Below are 16,465 nucleotides of genomic sequence, written 5' to 3'. Positions count from 1 at the left end.
CTGACCGATTCTTATGCGCATCCTCCTTGCTGAAGACGACAGCGTACTGGCCGACGGGCTGACCCGTTCCCTGCGCCATTCCGGCTATGCCGCCGATTGCGTCAAGAACGGGGTGGAAGCCGATTCCGCCTTGTCCACCCAGGATTTCGACCTGCTGATCCTGGACCTGGGCCTGCCCAAGATGTCCGGCCTGGAGGTGCTGCGCCGCCTGCGCGCGCGCAATTCGCGCCTGCCTGTGCTGATCCTGACGGCCGCCGATTCGGTGGAACAGCGCGTGCAAGGCCTCGATCTCGGTGCCGACGACTACATGGCCAAGCCCTTTGCGCTCTCCGAACTGGAAGCGCGGGTGCGGGCGCTGACCCGGCGCGGTGCCGGCGGCGGGCCGACGGTCATCAAACATGGTCCGCTGTCCTTCGACCAGGTCGGCCGCATTGCCTACATCGGCGAACAGATGCTGGAACTGTCGGCGCGGGAACTGGGGCTGCTCGAAGTATTATTGCAACGCACCGGCCGCCTGGTCTCCAAGGAACAGCTGGTGGACCACCTGTGCGAATGGGGAGAGGAAGTCAGCAACAATGCCATCGAGGTCTATGTCCATCGTCTGCGCAAGAAAATCGAGGTCGGCGGCGTACGCATCGCCACCGTGCGCGGGCTCGGCTATTGCCTGGAGAAGCTGCCCGAGAACGGCGCTGCCCCGCTGGCGGCCTCCAACAGCGCGGCCTGAGGCCGCGTCCGCCTTCGCTTCACACTGGCACGCCGCGCGCTGATCCCCCATGACCGCGCGCGATCCTTCCCCCGCCGCTGCCTCCGCCCCGCCGCCCGAGGCCGCGCCGGAGTCCACTGCCGCTCCCGCTGCTCCCACGCCCCGCAAGAAGCGCCGCGCCGCCCTGGCGACGCAACCGGTGGAACGCATCCAGCGTTCACTGTTCGGCGAGATCCTTGACTGGATGCTGGCCCCGCTGCTGCTGCTGTGGCCGATGAGCATCGCCATCACTTACCTGATTGCGCAGTCGATTGCCAACCAGCCCTTCGACCGCGCGCTGGAAGACAGCGTGACCGTGCTCGCGCAGCAGGTCTCGGAAGTCAACGGCAAGGCGGTGGCGCGCCTGCCGGTATCGGCACGCGACCTGCTGCGCGCCGACGACATCGACAACATCTACTACAAGATCACCGGCCCCAATGGCGAATATGTCGAAGGCGACGTCGACATGCCGCAACCGCCAGCCGACGAAGATCGCATCACACTTGGCACGGTGCAATTCCGCAACGACATCCTGCACGGCAGTGATGTACGCATCGCCACCCTGCAGGTAGACCTGCGCCGCAGCGCCGCCCAGCGCGCTGCCCAGCGCGAGCCGCGCATTGCCACCGTGCAGGTCGGCGAGACCCTGGAAAAGCGCGCGCAACTGGCCAATGAAATCATCAAGGGCGTGATCCTGCCGCAGTTCGTGATCCTGCCGGTGGCGCTGGCGCTGGTGTGGTTCGCACTCTCGCGCGGCCTGTCTCCGCTGTCGGAATTGCAGCAGCGCATCCGTGCGCGCCGTCCCGACGATCTCTCGCCCATCGACTCCGGCCAGGTGCCGGAAGAGATTTCCCCGCTGGTGCGTTCGCTCAACGACATGCTGGCACGGCTATCGCAGACCATCGCCATCCAGAAGCGCTTCATTGCCGATGCCGCGCACCAGATGAAGACGCCCTTGGCCGGCATGCGCATGCAATCCGAACTGGCGCTGCGGCAAGATGACCAGGACGACGTGCGCCGCTCTCTGGAACAACTGGCCAAGAGTTCGGAAACCGCCACGCGCCTGGTCAATCAATTGCTGTCACTGGCGCGCGCCGAAAACCAGCAATCGCAATCCGGCGGCATGGTCCCGCTGGAGTTGAACGAACTGGCACGCAGCGTGGTGCAGGACTGGGTGCCGATGTCCTTCACCCAGCGCATCGACCTCGGCTTCGAGCAGCCGGATCACCCCATCCTCATCACCGGCAACCCGGTGATGCTGCGCGAACTGTTATCCAACCTGCTGGACAATGCCCTGCATTACACACCGCACGATGGCAATGGCCGCGTCACCGTACGGGCGCGCACCGATGAGGGCGGAGGCCTGGCCATCCTCGAAGTGGAAGACAACGGTCCCGGCATTCCGGTGGCCGAACGCACCAACGTGTTCGAACGTTTCTATCGCATCCTCGGCACGCCCAGCACCGGCAGCGGCCTGGGTCTGGCCATCGTGCGCGAGATCGCGCAGCAGCATGAGGCGATCGTCGAGATCACCCACAATCCGCGCAGCAGCGATCCCAAATATCCGGGCAGCCTCTTTCGCGTGAGCTTTCGCATGATGCCGCGCACGCCCTTCTTCGACGACATCACCTGACATGGACCACGGCACGCCTCCCCCGGACCCCGGCAACCAATGGCACCGCACCCGCCGCATGACGGCCTGGCTGCTGGCGCTGTGGTTCGCCGCCACGTTCTTCTTCATCTACTTCGCACGCGAACTGGACCGGGTACACCTGTTCGGCTGGCCGGTCTCCTTCTACATGGCCGCGCAGGGCATGATGCTGATCTACCTGGCCATCGTGGTCATCTACGTGCGCCGCATGCGCCGCATCGAACAACTGGTCCGACGTGAACAAGGCGAGCACTGGCATGGAGAGTAACAAGGACTTCTTCCGGCGGCTGTGCCGCTACTATGGTTTCTATACGCTGGGCTTCATCATCTTCCTGTGCGTGCTGGCCATCCTGGAGCGCGAGGGCATGCCGCGCTCGTGGATCGGCTACCTGTTCCTGTTCGTCACCATCGGCCTGTATGCCGGCATCGGCGTGGTCTGCCGTACCTCCGACGTGCCCGAATACTACGTCGCCGGACGGCGCGTGCCACCGCTCTTCAACGGCATGGCCACGGCCGCCGACTGGATCTCGGCGGCGACCTTCATCAGCCTGGCCGGCGGCCTCTACCTGCAGGGCTTCGACGGACTGGCCTACATCCTCGGCTGGACCGGCGGCTACGTCCTGGTGGCCCTGCTGATCGCGCCCTACCTGCGCAAGTTCGGGCAATACACCATCGCCGATTTCCTGGCCGCGCGCTATCCGGGCAGACCCGGCAGCCACGGGGTCAACGTGATCCGCATCCTGGCCGTGGCGGCCACCATCCTGATCTCCTTCACCTATGTGGTGGCGCAGATCTATGGCGTGGGGCTGATCACTTCGCGCTTCACCGGCATCGATTTTTCCATCGGCATCTTCCTCGGGCTGGCCAGCATTCTGGTGTGCTCCTTCCTGGGCGGCATGCGCGCCATCACCTGGACCCAGGTGGCGCAATACATCATCATCCTGTTCGCCTACCTGATCCCGGTGATCTGGCTCTCGGCCAAGCATGCGACGGTACCGGTGCCGCCGGTGGCCTATGGCGCGGTGCTGCCCAAGCTCTCGGCGCTGGAACACAAACTGGAAGACGACCCCAAGGAAAAGGAAGTGCGCAAGATCTTCCAGGCGCGCGCCGATGACTACGACCGCAAGCTCAAGGGCCTGCCGCAATCCTGGCTCGATGGACGTGTGGAGGCGCAAAATCAGGCCGACCAGGTACGGCGTGATAGCCACGCTTCGCTGGCCGACATCAAGGCCGCCAGCCGCGCGCTCTCGTCCTATCCCAAGTCCCCCCAGGAGGCAGAACGCAAATGGACCGAAGCACGCGCGGCCAATCTTGCACGCGCGCAGCCACCGGTCTCGCAGACCGAACCCTTCCCCGGTCGCGACGAGCAGAGCTCGGACATCAAACGCAACAATTTCCTGGCGCTGGTGTTCTGCCTGATGCTGGGTACGGCGGCGCTGCCGCACATCCTGATGCGCTACTACACCACGCCCACCGTGGCGGGGGCGCGCAGCTCGGTGTTCTGGACGCTGTTCTTCATCATGCTGATCTACCTCACCGTGCCGGCGCTCACCGTACTGGTGAAATACGACATCTACACCTCGCTGGTGGGCAGCAGCTACAGTCACTTGCCGGACTGGGTGTATTACTGGGCCAACATGGACAAGCTCAATCCACTGGTCTCCATCAACGATCTCAATCGCGATGGCCTGGTGCAGCTGGGCGAGATTTCCATGGATGGCGACATCATCGTGCTGGCCATGCCCGAGATCGCCGGCCTGCCGTATTTCGTCTCCGGACTGGTGGCGGCAGGCGGACTGGCGGCAGCACTCTCCACCGCGGATGGGCTGCTGCTGACCATCTCCAATGCGCTCTCGCATGACGTGTATTACAAGGTGGTCGACCCCAGCGCTTCCACGCAAAAACGCGTGACCATCTCCAAGCTGCTGTTGCTGGTAGTGGCGCTGCTGGCGGCCTATGCCGCCTCATTGAAACCGGGCGACATCCTCTCCATGGTCGGTGCGGCCTTCTCGCTGGCGGCCTCCACGCTGTTCCCGGCGCTGGTGCTGGGCGTGTTCTGGAAGCGTGCCAACCAGGCCGGCGCGATTGCCGGTATCATCTGCGGCTTCCTGATGTGCGTGTATTACATGCTGCACACCAACCCCGCCTTCGGCGGCAGTGCCGCCGGGCAATGGTTCCACATCGCGCCGATCTCGGCCGGCATCTTCGGCGTCCCGGTCGGGATGGCTGCCATGGTCATCGTCAGCCTGCTCACGCCGCCTCCCGATGAAGCCACCATCGCCCTGATCGATCATATCCGTACCCCCTGAGCAGAACCGCCCGACGCCAGCGCCCATGGCTGGTTTGGGTTTTCGGACAGTTTCCTTCAGCGTGCCTGTTCTACCCTGCCCGCTCAACGCCAGCGGACGGGGGCCTTTGCGCTTTCCTTCACAAAACACGATTGTGTTCGATCACCGCACATATGCGCACTGACCGAACACAATACTTCTGCATTGTTTTATACTTTTCGCACAAAAAATAAAACAGCCGTACCCCCCAACATCCAGAAGAGAGAGACATGAGACCAGACACCCCTGCCCTGGACGTCCAGGCGTTCATCAACCGCGAGCCCTTCTCGCGCTATCAATGGCTGATCTTCGCGCTGTGCTTCTTCGTCGTCCTGCTGGACGGCTTCGACACCGCCGCCATCGGCTTCATCGCCCCCTCGCTGCTCAAGGACTGGGGCATCGCCAAGCCGGACCTGGCTCCCGTGTTGAGCGCCGCGTTGTTCGGCCTGGCCGCCGGTGCGCTGACGTCGGGCCCCCTGGCCGACCGCTACGGCCGCCGCAAGATCCTGCTGCTGTCGGTGCTGGTGATGGGCGTGGCCTGCCTGGGCTCGGCCTTCGCCGGCAACCTGCAGGAACTGACCATCCTGCGCTTCCTGACCGGCCTGGGCCTGGGCGCGGCCATGCCCAATGCGGTCACGCTCACCAGCGAATACAGCCCGGCCGCGCGCCGCGCCATGCTGACCAATGCCATGTTCTGCGGCTTCCCGCTGGGCGCAGCGCTGGGTGGTTTCCTGGCGGCGTGGATGATTCCGCTGTGGGGCTGGCGCAGCGTGCTCATGCTGGGCGGTGCCGCCCCGCTGCTGCTGTTGCTGGTGATGCTGCCCAGCCTGCCGGAATCGGTGCGCCACATGGTGGCCAAGGGCTATGCGGCCGAGCGCATCGGCGCGGTCCTGCGCCGCATCTCTTCTTCAGCCGCCGCTTTCAATCGCTTCACCCTCACCGAGACCGGCCCGCAAGGCGAAGCCCCCACCGGCAAAAGCGGCATCGCCCTGCTGTTCGAACCGCGCTACCTGGTCGGCACCTGCATGCTGTGGCTGGCCTACTTCATGGGTCTGGTGATCTTCTATGCGCTGGTGAACTGGATGCCGGTGCTGTTCAAGGATGCCGGCCTGGCACCCAAGACCGCCACGCTCATTGCTGCGCTGTTCCCGCTGGGCGGCGTGGGAGCCATCCTGTTCGGCTGGCTGATGGACCGCTACAACGCCAACCGCGTCATCGCGATCGGCTTTGCCGCCACTGCGGTGGCGGTGTTTGCCATCGGGCAGGCGGCGGGCAATGTGGGCGTGCTCACCGTCGTGGTGTTCGTGGCCGGTACCTTGATGAATACCGCGCAATCTTCCCTGCCCGCGCTGGCCGCCGCCTACTATCCGACCCGTGGCCGCGCCACCGGCGTGGCCTGGATGCTGGGCGTGGGGCGCTTCGGCGGTATCGCCGGTTCCTTCCTGGTGGCCGAACTCACGCGCCGCCAGCTGGGCTTCAGCGAAGTCTTCGCCGTGGTGGCCGTGGCCGCGCTGGTGTCCACGGTGGCCTTGCTGGTCAAGCAGGCCTCGGACCGCAATCGTCCCGATGGCGGCAGGCCGCTGATGGTGGCGGACGCAGGCGCACACTGAGCGCAACGCTGAGCCTGGCGGAAAAACAAACATGGCCGCTATTCCCTCGAATAGTGGCCATCGTGTTTTGTGGCGACGCGGCGGCAACAATACAGAAAATTGCGCTCAGATCGACAGCTGCAAACCCTGCGCCTCTTCGCCCGGCAACACCGTCACTGCTACCTGCATGGTCTGCTGCCCGCCGCCGATGAGTACGCCGCGCAAGGGTGAGATGTCGAGGAAATCGCGTCCCCAGCCCAGCGTGATGTGACTGGTATCGGGGAAGACGCCATTGGTCGGATCGGCGTCGATCCACGTCCCTTCGCCGCCGTCCACGCCGGGGCAATACACCGAGACCCAGGCATGCGAGGCATCGGCCCCGATCAGGCGCGGCTGTCCCGGGGGCGGCTCGGTGAGCAGATAACCGCTCACATAGCGCGCCGCCAATCCGATGGAGCGCAGGCACGAGAGCATCAGGTGCGCGAAGTCCTGGCACACGCCGCGCCGGTTGACGAAGACTTCGGTCACCGGTGTGGACACAGTGGTGGCGGCCGGATCGAAGGCGAATTCCTCATGGATGCGCATCATCAACGCACGCACCCCCTCCACCACCGACAGGCCCGGGCTGAAGCACTCGGCCGCATAGCGGATGAACTCGCGCTTGATGCGCACGTGCGAGGATTCGAACAGGAAATTGGACGCCTCCAGCATGCCCGGTGCCATGATGCGGCCGCCGTGATAGGCCATCACCGTGGCCGCTTCCTCCCACTGCATGCCGGGCTGCGGCTGCGCACGCGGCGTGAGCGCGACCCAGGAATCCGCTTGCACGTCGAGACTGGTGTGGTCGGTATCGAGCGAGAAGGCCTTGATGACGTTGCCGAAATTGTCTTCGTAGCTGCGCACCAGTTGCGGCGACGGCAAGACGTTGACGGTGTGCGAGAGACATTGCTGCCACGGCAGTTCGCGCGGCGTCAGGTGCAGCACCTGGTGCGACAGCCGCACCGGCAGCGAATACTGGTAAGTGGTCTGGTGATGGATGCGGTAGACGGTGCGCTCGCTCATGTCATACCCCCTGGCTGACCGGTGCGGTCAGCGGCGTGAAGTAATGGCGCGAGAGATCATCCGAGAGCATGTAGCCGCCGCTGACGGCATCGCGCATCAATTGCGTCAGGCGCGCATTGGCCTCGGCGACGTTGGGATGATCGTGCGCAAACTCGGCCAGGTTCATCGCCTCCAGCTGGCTGGTCAGGTGCGCAGGAATGGTCATGCTCAGCAAGCCCAGCTGCTGGGCGATCTCGGCCATGTATTGCTGCAGCATGCGGAACTGGTAGGCCATGCCATGCGGATTGCTGACGTCGAACACCAGCAGGTGCAGCACCGGCAGCCACTCCGGCGTGCGGCGATAGCGCACGCGATAGGTGACGATGCTGCTGGCCGCCTCCAGCAGCCACGACAGTGCCGCCGTCTGGCGCTGCGGCGGCAGGCGCAGGAAGTTGTCGAAGAGCGCCGCCATGTTGGCCATGCGTTCGATGTGGCGGCCCACCATCAGGAACTGCCAGCCGGCATCGCGCGTCATGTCATCCAGCGCATGACCGGCCAGGCCCGAGCAGGCATCGATGACGTTGCCCAGCACATGCTGTGCAGCGGCTGGTGTGTTGATGCGTTCCTGCACCATGGCCGGCATCTTGGTCAGGGCGTGCCAGTTGTCCAGCGACAGATGTTCTCGCACCTGGTAGGCGGCATTGGCGAGCTGGCGCAACTGCGTGGCCACGCTCACCGGCGCCGAAGGATCGACCACGGCCGCCTGCAGGCTCTGCTGCAGGCCGGTGATGGTCGGACGCGGTTCGGATTTGGGCATCTGCACGCCGAGCTGGCTGCAGATCCACGAGACACTGCCCAGCATGCCACGGCTCTCGGTCTGGCCATCCATGGTGTATTGCAGGGTGGTGCGCAAGAGGCGCGAGAGATTTTTCACGCGCTCCGAATAGCGCCCCATCCAGAACAGGTTCTCGCCCGAGTGCGAGGACACATCCACCGTGCCCCTGATGACCGTGACGTTTTTTGCACCATGGCCGTCATCGGCCATGGCCGGGTCCGGGCGCTCCTCTTCACGCAGCACCCACACATCCTTGCTGGTACCGCCCTGCTGCATCGAGACCACGTCGCGCCGCTGGCGTGGCGCCACGCGTGTCAATCCACCCGGCATGACCTGATAGCCACCTTCGCCATCGGCCACCGCAAACACGCGCAGGCTGATGGTGCGGTTCATCAAACGATAGTCACCGCTGCGCGACATCACCGGCGCTTGCGACAGGCGCACCCATTCCTGGGCGGCGTAAGCGTGCGGCTGCAATTGCAGGCTTTCGATCAGGCGACGGCGCGCGGTGCCCGTGACGGTATGGCCAAACACCGGTTGCATGCGCATCGAAGAAAACGCCGGCACGATCACCAGTTCATCCAGATGCGCCAGTGTGTAATCGAGCGCCGGCTTTTCGCCGCACCACCACGACGCTACCGAAGGCAGCAGCAACGATTCGCCATACAGGCGCTCGTTGATGGCCGGCAGGAAGCCGTGCAGTGCAGTCGATTCCAGCACGCCGCTGCCCAGCGAATTGGCGATGACCACATTGCCCAGTCGCGCAGCCTGTGTCAGGCCCGGCACACCGAGGGCGGAATCGGCGCGCAGTTCCAGCGGATCGCAATAGTCATCGTCCATGCGGCGCAGGATGGCGTGCACGCGGCGCAGGCCGTTCAGGGTCTTCAGAAATACCTGGTCGCTGCGCACCGTCAGGTCCACCCCTTCCACCAGCGGGAAGCCCAGCGTGTGCGCCAGGAAGGCATGTTCGGAATAGGTTTCGTTGTAGGGGCCGGGCGTGAGCAGCACGATCAGCGGCACTTCACCCTGGGCCGGGGCCAGGCGCGTCAACATCGCGCGCAAGGTGTGGAAGTAGCGGTGCGGCGACTCCACGTGCATGTCGCGCAGCGCTTCCGGCATGGCGCGCGACATGATCTGGCGGTTCTGCAAGGCATACCCGGTACCGGACGGACCTTGCGTGCGGTCCGACACGACCCACCAGGTGCCGTCGGCCGAGCGCGCCAGGTCGATGGCATACGCATGCAGATGCACGCCACCGGGCGGCTGCCAGCCGTGGCAGGGCATCAGGTAGCCGTGCTGGCCGAACACCAGCGCGGGCGGCAGCAGACCTTCGGCAATCAGGTGCTGGGGGCCGTAGATGTCGGCGAGCAAGCCGTTCATCAGCCGTGCGCGCTGGGCCACGGCACGTTCCAGGAAATCCCATTGTTCGGAGGACACCAGGTGCGGCAGCAGGTCCAGTTCCCAGGGCCGGTTGGCCCCCTTGGGGTCGGCATAGACGTTGTAGGTCACACCATCGGAGGCGATGGCGTCACGTACCTCGTTGGCGCGCCGGCGCAGCATCTCCGGCGAGAGGTTTTCAAGCTGGTCGATCAGCGTTCGCCAGTGCGGGCGCAGGCGGCCGTCAGCCGCCAGCATCTCGTCGTAACGATCACTGGCGACGGGATAGCTTTCCAGGAGACGCTGGGGCATAAGTCATTGGCGGCCGGGTGGCGCACGCGCCGGGAGCAGGTCCCGTGCGGCGTGTCGCCTTGCAAGCGGCGCGGGGCCGCGCCCGGCTCAGTTTTAGAAGTAGCGTAAGTCTAACGTAAAAGGAAACTCGATAGACGCCCGCGCCGGGGTGACCTGCCATTTTCCCGGGGTATGGTTCATGCGGAAATAGCGCGCCAGGCGGCGGCTCTCCGCCTCGAAGGCATTGACCGGGAAGGTTTCGTAATTGCGGCCGCCCGGATGCACCACGTGATACTGGCAACCGCCCAGGCTGCGGCCATTCCAGGTATCGACCAGGTCGAAGGTCAGCGGCGAATCCACCGGAATGGTCGGATGCAGCGCCGAAGGCGGCTGCCAGGCCCGATAGCGGATGCCGGCCACGAACTGGCCGACGATGCCGGTGGGCTGCAGCGGCACCGAGACGCCGTTGCAGGTCAGCACGTATCGATCGGAGGCCATGCCGCTGATCTTGACCTGCAGCCGTTCCAGCGAGGAATCCACATAACGCGCCGTGCCGCCGCCGCTGTTCTCCTCGCCCAGCACGTGCCAGGGTTCGAGCGCGGTGCGCAATTCGACCTGCATGCCCTTGACCGCATAGTCGCCGATCTTGGGGCAACGGAATTCCATGTGCGGCGCGAACCATTCGGCACGCATCGGATAGCCGGCCTCGTTCATGTCGGCCATCACGTCGGCGAAATCCTGTTCGATGAAATGCGGCAGCAGGAAGCGGTCATGCAGTTCAGTCCCCCAGCGCACCAGGCGCGCCGGCTTGTAGGGCTCCTTCCAGAAACGCGCCACCAGGCCGCGCAGCAGCAGTTGCTGGGTCAGGCTCATGCGTGCGTGCGGCGGCATTTCGAAGGCGCGCAATTCCAGCAAGCCAAGACGGCCGGTGGCGCTGTCGGGCGAATACATCTTGTCGATGCAGAACTCGGCGCGGTGCGTATTGCCGGTGACGTCGATGAGCAGATTGCGCAGCAGGCGGTCCACCAGCCAGGGCGGGCAATCGCCCTTGGCGACCTGCTTGTCCATCTCGCTGAAGGCCAGTTCGATTTCCACTGTCGAATCATTGCGCGCCTCATCGATACGCGGTGCCTGCGAGGTCGGGCCGATGAACATGCCCGAGAACAGGTAGGACAGCGAAGGATGGTTGTGCCAGTACGAGATGAGGCTGCGCAGCAGATCGGGCCTGCGCAGGAAAGGTGAATCACTGGTCGTGATGCCGCCCAGCACCATGTGATTGCCGCCACCGGTGCCGGAGTGATGACCATCGAGCATGAACTTTTCGGTCGTCAGACGCGAGGCGCGTGCGGCGTCATACAGGTGCGTGGTCTGCTCGACCAGTTCGCTCCAGTTGTTGGCCGGCTGGATGTTGACCTCGATCACGCCGGGGTCGGGCGTGACGCTGAACTTGCGCAGACGCGGATCGTGCGGCGGCTCGTAGCCTTCCAGAAGTACCGGCTGCTTCAGTTCCTCGGCCACCGCTTCGATGGCGGCCACTAGTTCGAGGTAATGCTCCAGTTGCGACAAGGGCGGCATGAACAGGTAGAACACGCCATTGCGCACCTCGGCGCACAGGGCGGTACGGGTCAGCCAGTTGGCCGATTCAAACGGGGCCGGTATCGCCTGGGTTGCGCTGCTCGTGGTTGCGGCATTGGCAGCATTGGCCGTATCGCCCGCCGCCGCCTTGCCTTCACCGCCAATGGCAGCCGCGTTGCTGGCCGCCTTCTTCAGGAGCGCAGCAGGCTCCTGCGGACTGCCCAGCTGACGGCGGATTTCGGCGCTGCTGGGCAGCGGGCGGAAGGCCTGGGTCGGATCGGCCGGATAGACGGCCGGATACTCGCCCTCCTTGACCCAGGGCAGCGAATCCAGCGGCAGGCGATAGCCCAGCGGCGAATCGCCCGGATACAGGTAGCAGCGCTCGCTGCGCAGGAACCACGCCCCGCTCTGCCAGCCACGGCCATCGTCGCGGCGCGCCAGCGGCAGCACATGGCCGACCGCGCTTTGCAGGCCCTGCGTGAAGACCTTCATCAGGCGCTCGCGCTCCTGCTTGTCATCCACGCGCGAATCAAAGGGATCGACATTGCCCGGCAGGCGGCGCTCGCGCCACATGTAGTAGAACACGTCTTCATAGGCCGGGAAGACATTCTTGCCATCCACCTGCAGGCGCTGTGCCACGCGGTGCAGGAAGTGGCTGGTGACGATCTTGTCGCTGACGTTGGGCTTGGTCTCGTCGCCGATCAATTCAGGATTCAGCCAGATCGGTTCGCCATCGCGGCGCCAGTAGCAATTGAGCGCCCAGCGCGGCAGCTGCTCCCCGGGATACCACTTGCCCTGACCGAAATGCGGCAGGCCCTGGGCGGCATACTTGTCGCGCATGCGGTGATACAGCTCGGCGGCCAGCGGCTTCTTGGTCGCACCCAGGGCGGCGGTATTCCACTCCGGTTCGTCCGGATGGTCCAGCGACACGAAGGTCGGTTCGCCGCCCATGGTCAGGCGCACGTCATTGGCCTGCAGGTCGGCATCGATGGCATGGCCCAGCTTCTCGATGGCGGCCCACTGCTCTTCGGTGTAGGGCTTGGTCACGCGCGGCGCTTCCCAGATGCGCTTGACCGACATCAGGTGCTCGAACTCGACTTCGCAAGGATCGACCAGGCCGCTGACCGGCGCAGCCGAGGCCGGCTCCGGTGTGCAAGACAAGGGGATATGGCCTTCTCCGGCAAACAGGCCCGAGGTCGGATCCAGCCCGACCCAGCCGGCACCGGGCAGATAGACTTCGCACCAGGCGTGCAGGTCGGTGAAATCGGCCTCGGGACCGGAAGGGCCATCGAGCGACTTCTGGTCGGCGGTCAGTTGGATCAGGTAGCCCGACACGAAGCGCGCCGCCAGCCCCAGGTGGCGCAGCAACTGCACCAGCAGCCAGGAAGAATCGCGGCAGGAGCCGGATTTCAGTTCCAGCGTTTCTTCCGGCGTCTGCACGCCGGGTTCCATGCGGATGGTGTAGCCGATGTGGTCGGCCAGCTTCTGGTTCAGCGCCACCAGGAAATTGGCGCTGCCGATCTTCTCGCGCGGAATGCTCTTGAGGAATTTTTCAAACAGCGGCGACAGCGGCAGCTTCTGCCGGTAGGGCAGCAGTTCGTTCTGCAGGTCCTTGGCATACTCGAAGGGGAACTCCTCGGCATAGGGTTCGAGGAAGAAATCGAAGGGATTGATGACCGACATTTCGGCCACCAGATCGACCTCGATCTTGAATTCGGTGGTCTTCTCCGGGAACACCAGGCGCGCCAGGTAGTTCGATTCCGGGTCCTGCTGCCAGTTGATGAAGTGCGGCTCGGGCAGCACGCGCAGCGAATAGCTCAGGATGCGGGTACGGCTGTGCGGGGCGGGACGCAAGCGGATGACTTGCGGACCCAGGTTGATGGCACGGTCGTACTTGTAAGAGGTGACATGGTTCAGGGCCACGTGGATCGACATGGAATTCCTTTACGACAAGCAAATGGTCAAGCGCGGGGCTTGGTTGTTGGCGACATGCGGAGCAGATCTCCTGCATACCTTGTTTTTCTTACCGCCTGATTACTTTCCTGGTGACTTTCCGGTTGGGGCTGCCTCGTTGTGAGTGTATGTGAGAGTGTAAGTGCCGGGGGAAGAAAAACTTAATCTTTCGATCCTGAAAACTAAGTTTTTCACTCGCATTGGCAAGTACGCCGCAAGCTTACCTGTGATGCATGTTAATGAAATCCCGCAGGCGCGGATAGATCTCGTTGTCCCAGCGCCGTCCGTTGAAGACCCCGTAATGTCCCACGGCCGTCTGAACATGGTGCAGGCGCATGTAGGGCCGGATGTTGCTGCACATTTCCTGTGCGGCCACGGTCTGGCCGACCGCGCAGATATCGTCCTTCTCGCCCTCGATGGTAAAGAGCGCCGTGCGGCGGATGGCGCGCGGGTCGACCACGCGCTCGCGATAGGTCAGCTTGCCCAGCGGCAGCGCATGTTCCTGGAACACCGTGCGCACCGTTTCCAGGTAGAACTCGGCCGGCAGGTCGGCCATGGCGAAATACTCTTCGTAGAAATCCTTGATTTGCGCGGCCTGCGCCTCCTCGCCCTCGACCAGATGGTGATACAGCTTGCGGAAGGCGTCGACGTGGCGGTTCAGGTTCATGTTCATGAAGGCGCTCAACTGCACGAAGCCCGGATAGACCCGCCGCCCGGCCCCGGCATGGCGGGCCGGGACGGTGCTGATCATGTTCTTCTCGAACCAGCTGATCGGCTTGCTCTTGGCCAGCGCATTGACGGCCGTGGGATTGACGCGGGTGTCGAGGGGCCCGGCCATGAGCGTCATGGTGCGCGGCTGGGCCGGATGATTGTCCTCGGCCATCACGGAGGCGGCGGTCAGCGCCGCCACGGTCGGCTGGCACACCGCCAGCAGGTGCGCACCGGGGCCCAGCTCGGCGAGGAATCCGATCACGTGCGAAACGTATTCATCCAGGCCAAAACGGCCGTGCTCCAGGGCAACATCGCGGGCATTGCGCCAGTCGGTGATGTAGACGTCGTGATCGCGCAGCAGGGTCTTGACGGTGCCACGCAAGAGCGTGGCGAAGTGGCCCGACATGGGCGCCACCACCAGCACCTTGGGCTGCACGGCCGAGGTTTCCTTGCGAAAATGCAGCAGACCACAGAAGGGCGTGGCGCTGATTTCCTCCTCGTGCACCGCAATTGTGCGTCCGCCGTCGAGCACCTCGCCGATCTCGAAGGGCGGGCGCGCATGGGTCAATTGCGTCCGCGCAAAAACCTCGCAGGCCGAGGCCATCTTGCGCAACGCCGGATTGACCGGAACGCCAGGCCAGGTCGCCCCCAGCAGGGGTGCCATCATGCGGGCACAGGCCCGCAGCGGATCGGTGGCGTCGGCGTAGTTCTGGTAGAGCTGATAGGTATTGATCATGAAGCGCCGCCCTCGGTTGTCTCTTTTTGGTGTCCGCTCGCCATGGCGACGATGCAATTGTCGTGCCATTGATGGGCCGCCAGCCCGCCTGCGCGCAGCTTTTGGGAGTTTTCCAGCGGCTTTGGTGGCCGCGCGGAAATGCCGGCGGTGCGTGGCCTGCCGTTCCCGCGAGCTGGCACAAGCCTTGCAAGTAGTGGTACGCGGTCCGCTCCTGTGGCCCGTGTCCTTCCCGAGCGCAGACGGGGCGGACGATGAAGATGATGACCATGAACAAGACACCGCCGCTCACGCGGCCGCGTGCCCAAAGTCAACCTGCACAAAACAGATAAAGGACTGACATGCCTAAGACGACTTTGCGCATCACCAGCAAGAACTACTCCTCGTGGTCCCTGCGCGGCTGGCTCATGGCCAGGTTCGCCGGGCTCTCTTTCGAGGAAGACATCGTGCCGCCGGACGACCCGTCGGCACGGGCAGAGATCCTGCTGCTGTCTTCCTCCATCCTGGTACCCAGCCTCCACCATGGCGACGTACTGGTATGGGATACGCTGGCCATTGCCGAATATCTCAACGAAATCCGCCCCGGCGCCAAGCTGCTGCCGGCCGACCTCGCCGCCCGTGCGCATTGCCGCTCGGTGTGCGGCGAAATGCATTCGGGCTTCTCGGCCCTGCGCGCGGCGCTGCCGATGAACCTCAAGGGCCACTTCCCCAACTTCAAGGTGTGGTCCCGCGCCGAAGCCGACATCGTGCGCATCACCACCATCTGGAAGGAGTGTCTGGCCAAGTACGGCGGACCTTTCCTGTTCGGCGAACAGCGCACCATGGCCGATGCCATGTATGCGCCGGTGGTGACGCGCTTCATGACCTATGACGTCAAGCTTGATCCCATCTGCACCGCCTATGCCAAACGCATCATGGCCATGCCGGAGATGCAGGAATGGATCACCGCCGCCAAAAAGGAACCGGAGGACATCGACGAACTGGACGTGGAATTCTAGGGCGCGCGCAGCACCGGCAGGAAAAGTCGCGCCCGTTTTTGTCGCAGGCCCATGGCGGGAGACCGCAGAAAGGATGGATGTGATGAATACCGTAGCGGAGGCAAGCGTACTGGCGCAGAACAGCTTTTCGCATGTGAGCGAAGGCGACACGCCCTATGAAACGGGAGGGCTGCGCGACTTCTTCCTGTATCGCGACCTGGGCATTGCCGCGGCCACCGGCGGCCAGGTGGTGGCGCAGCTGGTCAAGGCCAACATGGCCCCGGAAACGGGCACCGGATGGCATCGGCACGAGGCCAACTTCCACATCGTCATCATGTTGAAAGGCTGGGCGCGCTTCATGTACGAGACCGAAGTCACGCTGGTCAAGGCCGGGGATTGCGTGCACCAGCGGCCGGGCATCGTGCACTTCCTGTTCGACTATTCGCCCGACATGGAGTATCTGGAAATCGTTAGTCCGGCCGACTTCAAGACCATCGACATGCCGGCTCCCTGCGAGGTTCCCGCACCCACGCCATGGAATAACTGAAGCCGCTGCGGGTCTGCGTTTGATGGCAGCAGACCCGCGCGGGCGAGGAGCAAAAGCATGCAATTTTCCTCTGTCAAAAAATTCAAGCCTCTGTTAGTCTTTCTTCATGCACGCTG

11 protein-coding genes are annotated in these 16,465 nt (G+C 64.1%); 7 read left to right on the top strand and 4 right to left on the bottom strand.

What is annotated here, in order from left to right; all coding sequences use genetic code 11:
• The first annotated feature begins 13 nt into the window (after positions 1–13).
• The 5 genes from J2X56_RS20990 to J2X56_RS20970 all read left to right on the top strand — a co-directional run bounded on the left by J2X56_RS20990 (position 14) and on the right by J2X56_RS20970 (position 6,330).
• On the top strand, positions 14–724 hold the full coding sequence (locus J2X56_RS20990; RefSeq protein ID WP_039789191.1) for a response regulator transcription factor: 711 nt from the start codon (positions 14–16) through the stop codon (positions 722–724).
• A gap of 49 nt (positions 725–773) precedes the next feature.
• Complete coding sequence (locus J2X56_RS20985) at positions 774–2,375, top strand: sensor histidine kinase (protein ID WP_209568053.1); 1,602 nt, start codon at positions 774–776, stop codon at positions 2,373–2,375.
• Between the two features lies 1 nt (position 2,376).
• Positions 2,377–2,661 carry a DUF4212 domain-containing protein gene (locus J2X56_RS20980; RefSeq protein ID WP_121042998.1) on the top strand — a complete coding sequence of 95 codons (285 nt, stop codon included), beginning with the start codon at positions 2,377–2,379 and terminating at the stop codon, positions 2,659–2,661.
• The gene (locus J2X56_RS20975; protein ID WP_209568055.1) at positions 2,651–4,702 is read left to right on the top strand and encodes a sodium:solute symporter family protein; all 2,052 of its coding nucleotides are present in this window, start codon (positions 2,651–2,653) and stop codon (positions 4,700–4,702) included. Before J2X56_RS20980 ends, J2X56_RS20975 begins: the two co-directional genes overlap by 11 nt.
• A gap of 248 nt (positions 4,703–4,950) precedes the next feature.
• A complete protein-coding gene (locus J2X56_RS20970; RefSeq protein WP_209568057.1) occupies positions 4,951–6,330 on the top strand; it encodes an MFS transporter in 1,380 nt (459 codons plus the stop codon).
• 105 nt (positions 6,331–6,435) lie between these two features.
• On the opposite strand, the gene J2X56_RS20965 is transcribed toward J2X56_RS20970, so the two are convergent.
• From J2X56_RS20965 to J2X56_RS20950, 4 genes are all read right to left on the bottom strand, one after another.
• Positions 6,436–7,371, bottom strand: coding sequence for a transglutaminase family protein (locus tag J2X56_RS20965; RefSeq protein WP_209568059.1), 936 nt, complete (start codon positions 7,369–7,371; stop codon positions 6,436–6,438).
• Between the two features lies 1 nt (position 7,372).
• Positions 7,373–9,874 carry a circularly permuted type 2 ATP-grasp protein gene (locus J2X56_RS20960; RefSeq protein WP_209568061.1) on the bottom strand — a complete coding sequence of 834 codons (2,502 nt, stop codon included), beginning with the start codon at positions 9,872–9,874 and terminating at the stop codon, positions 7,373–7,375.
• Positions 9,875–9,967: 93 nt separating this feature from the next.
• Entirely contained in the window at positions 9,968–13,363 is a 3,396-nt protein-coding gene (locus J2X56_RS20955) for a DUF2126 domain-containing protein (protein ID WP_209568063.1), read from the bottom strand.
• A 238-nt stretch (positions 13,364–13,601) separates the two neighbouring features.
• Positions 13,602–14,828 (bottom strand): polyhydroxyalkanoate depolymerase, encoded by a 1,227-nt coding sequence (locus J2X56_RS20950; protein WP_121042986.1) that lies wholly within the window; start codon positions 14,826–14,828, stop codon positions 13,602–13,604.
• Positions 14,829–15,166: 338 nt separating this feature from the next.
• Between J2X56_RS20950 and J2X56_RS20945 the strand changes: the two genes are divergently transcribed.
• Both J2X56_RS20945 and J2X56_RS20940 read left to right on the top strand, forming a co-directional pair.
• Positions 15,167–15,823 (top strand): glutathione S-transferase family protein, encoded by a 657-nt coding sequence (locus tag J2X56_RS20945; RefSeq protein ID WP_034338352.1) that lies wholly within the window; start codon positions 15,167–15,169, stop codon positions 15,821–15,823.
• Positions 15,824–15,905: 82 nt separating this feature from the next.
• Positions 15,906–16,349 (top strand): cupin domain-containing protein, encoded by a 444-nt coding sequence (locus J2X56_RS20940; RefSeq protein ID WP_121043100.1) that lies wholly within the window; start codon positions 15,906–15,908, stop codon positions 16,347–16,349.
• Positions 16,350–16,465 lie beyond the last annotated feature (116 nt).

The organism is Herbaspirillum sp. 1173 (assembly GCF_031455335.1).
Classification (GTDB): domain Bacteria; phylum Pseudomonadota; class Gammaproteobacteria; order Burkholderiales; family Burkholderiaceae_D; genus Herbaspirillum; species Herbaspirillum huttiense.
Note: the sequence above shows the minus strand (reverse complement) of the source record. Positions and strands in the feature narration are given on the sequence as shown.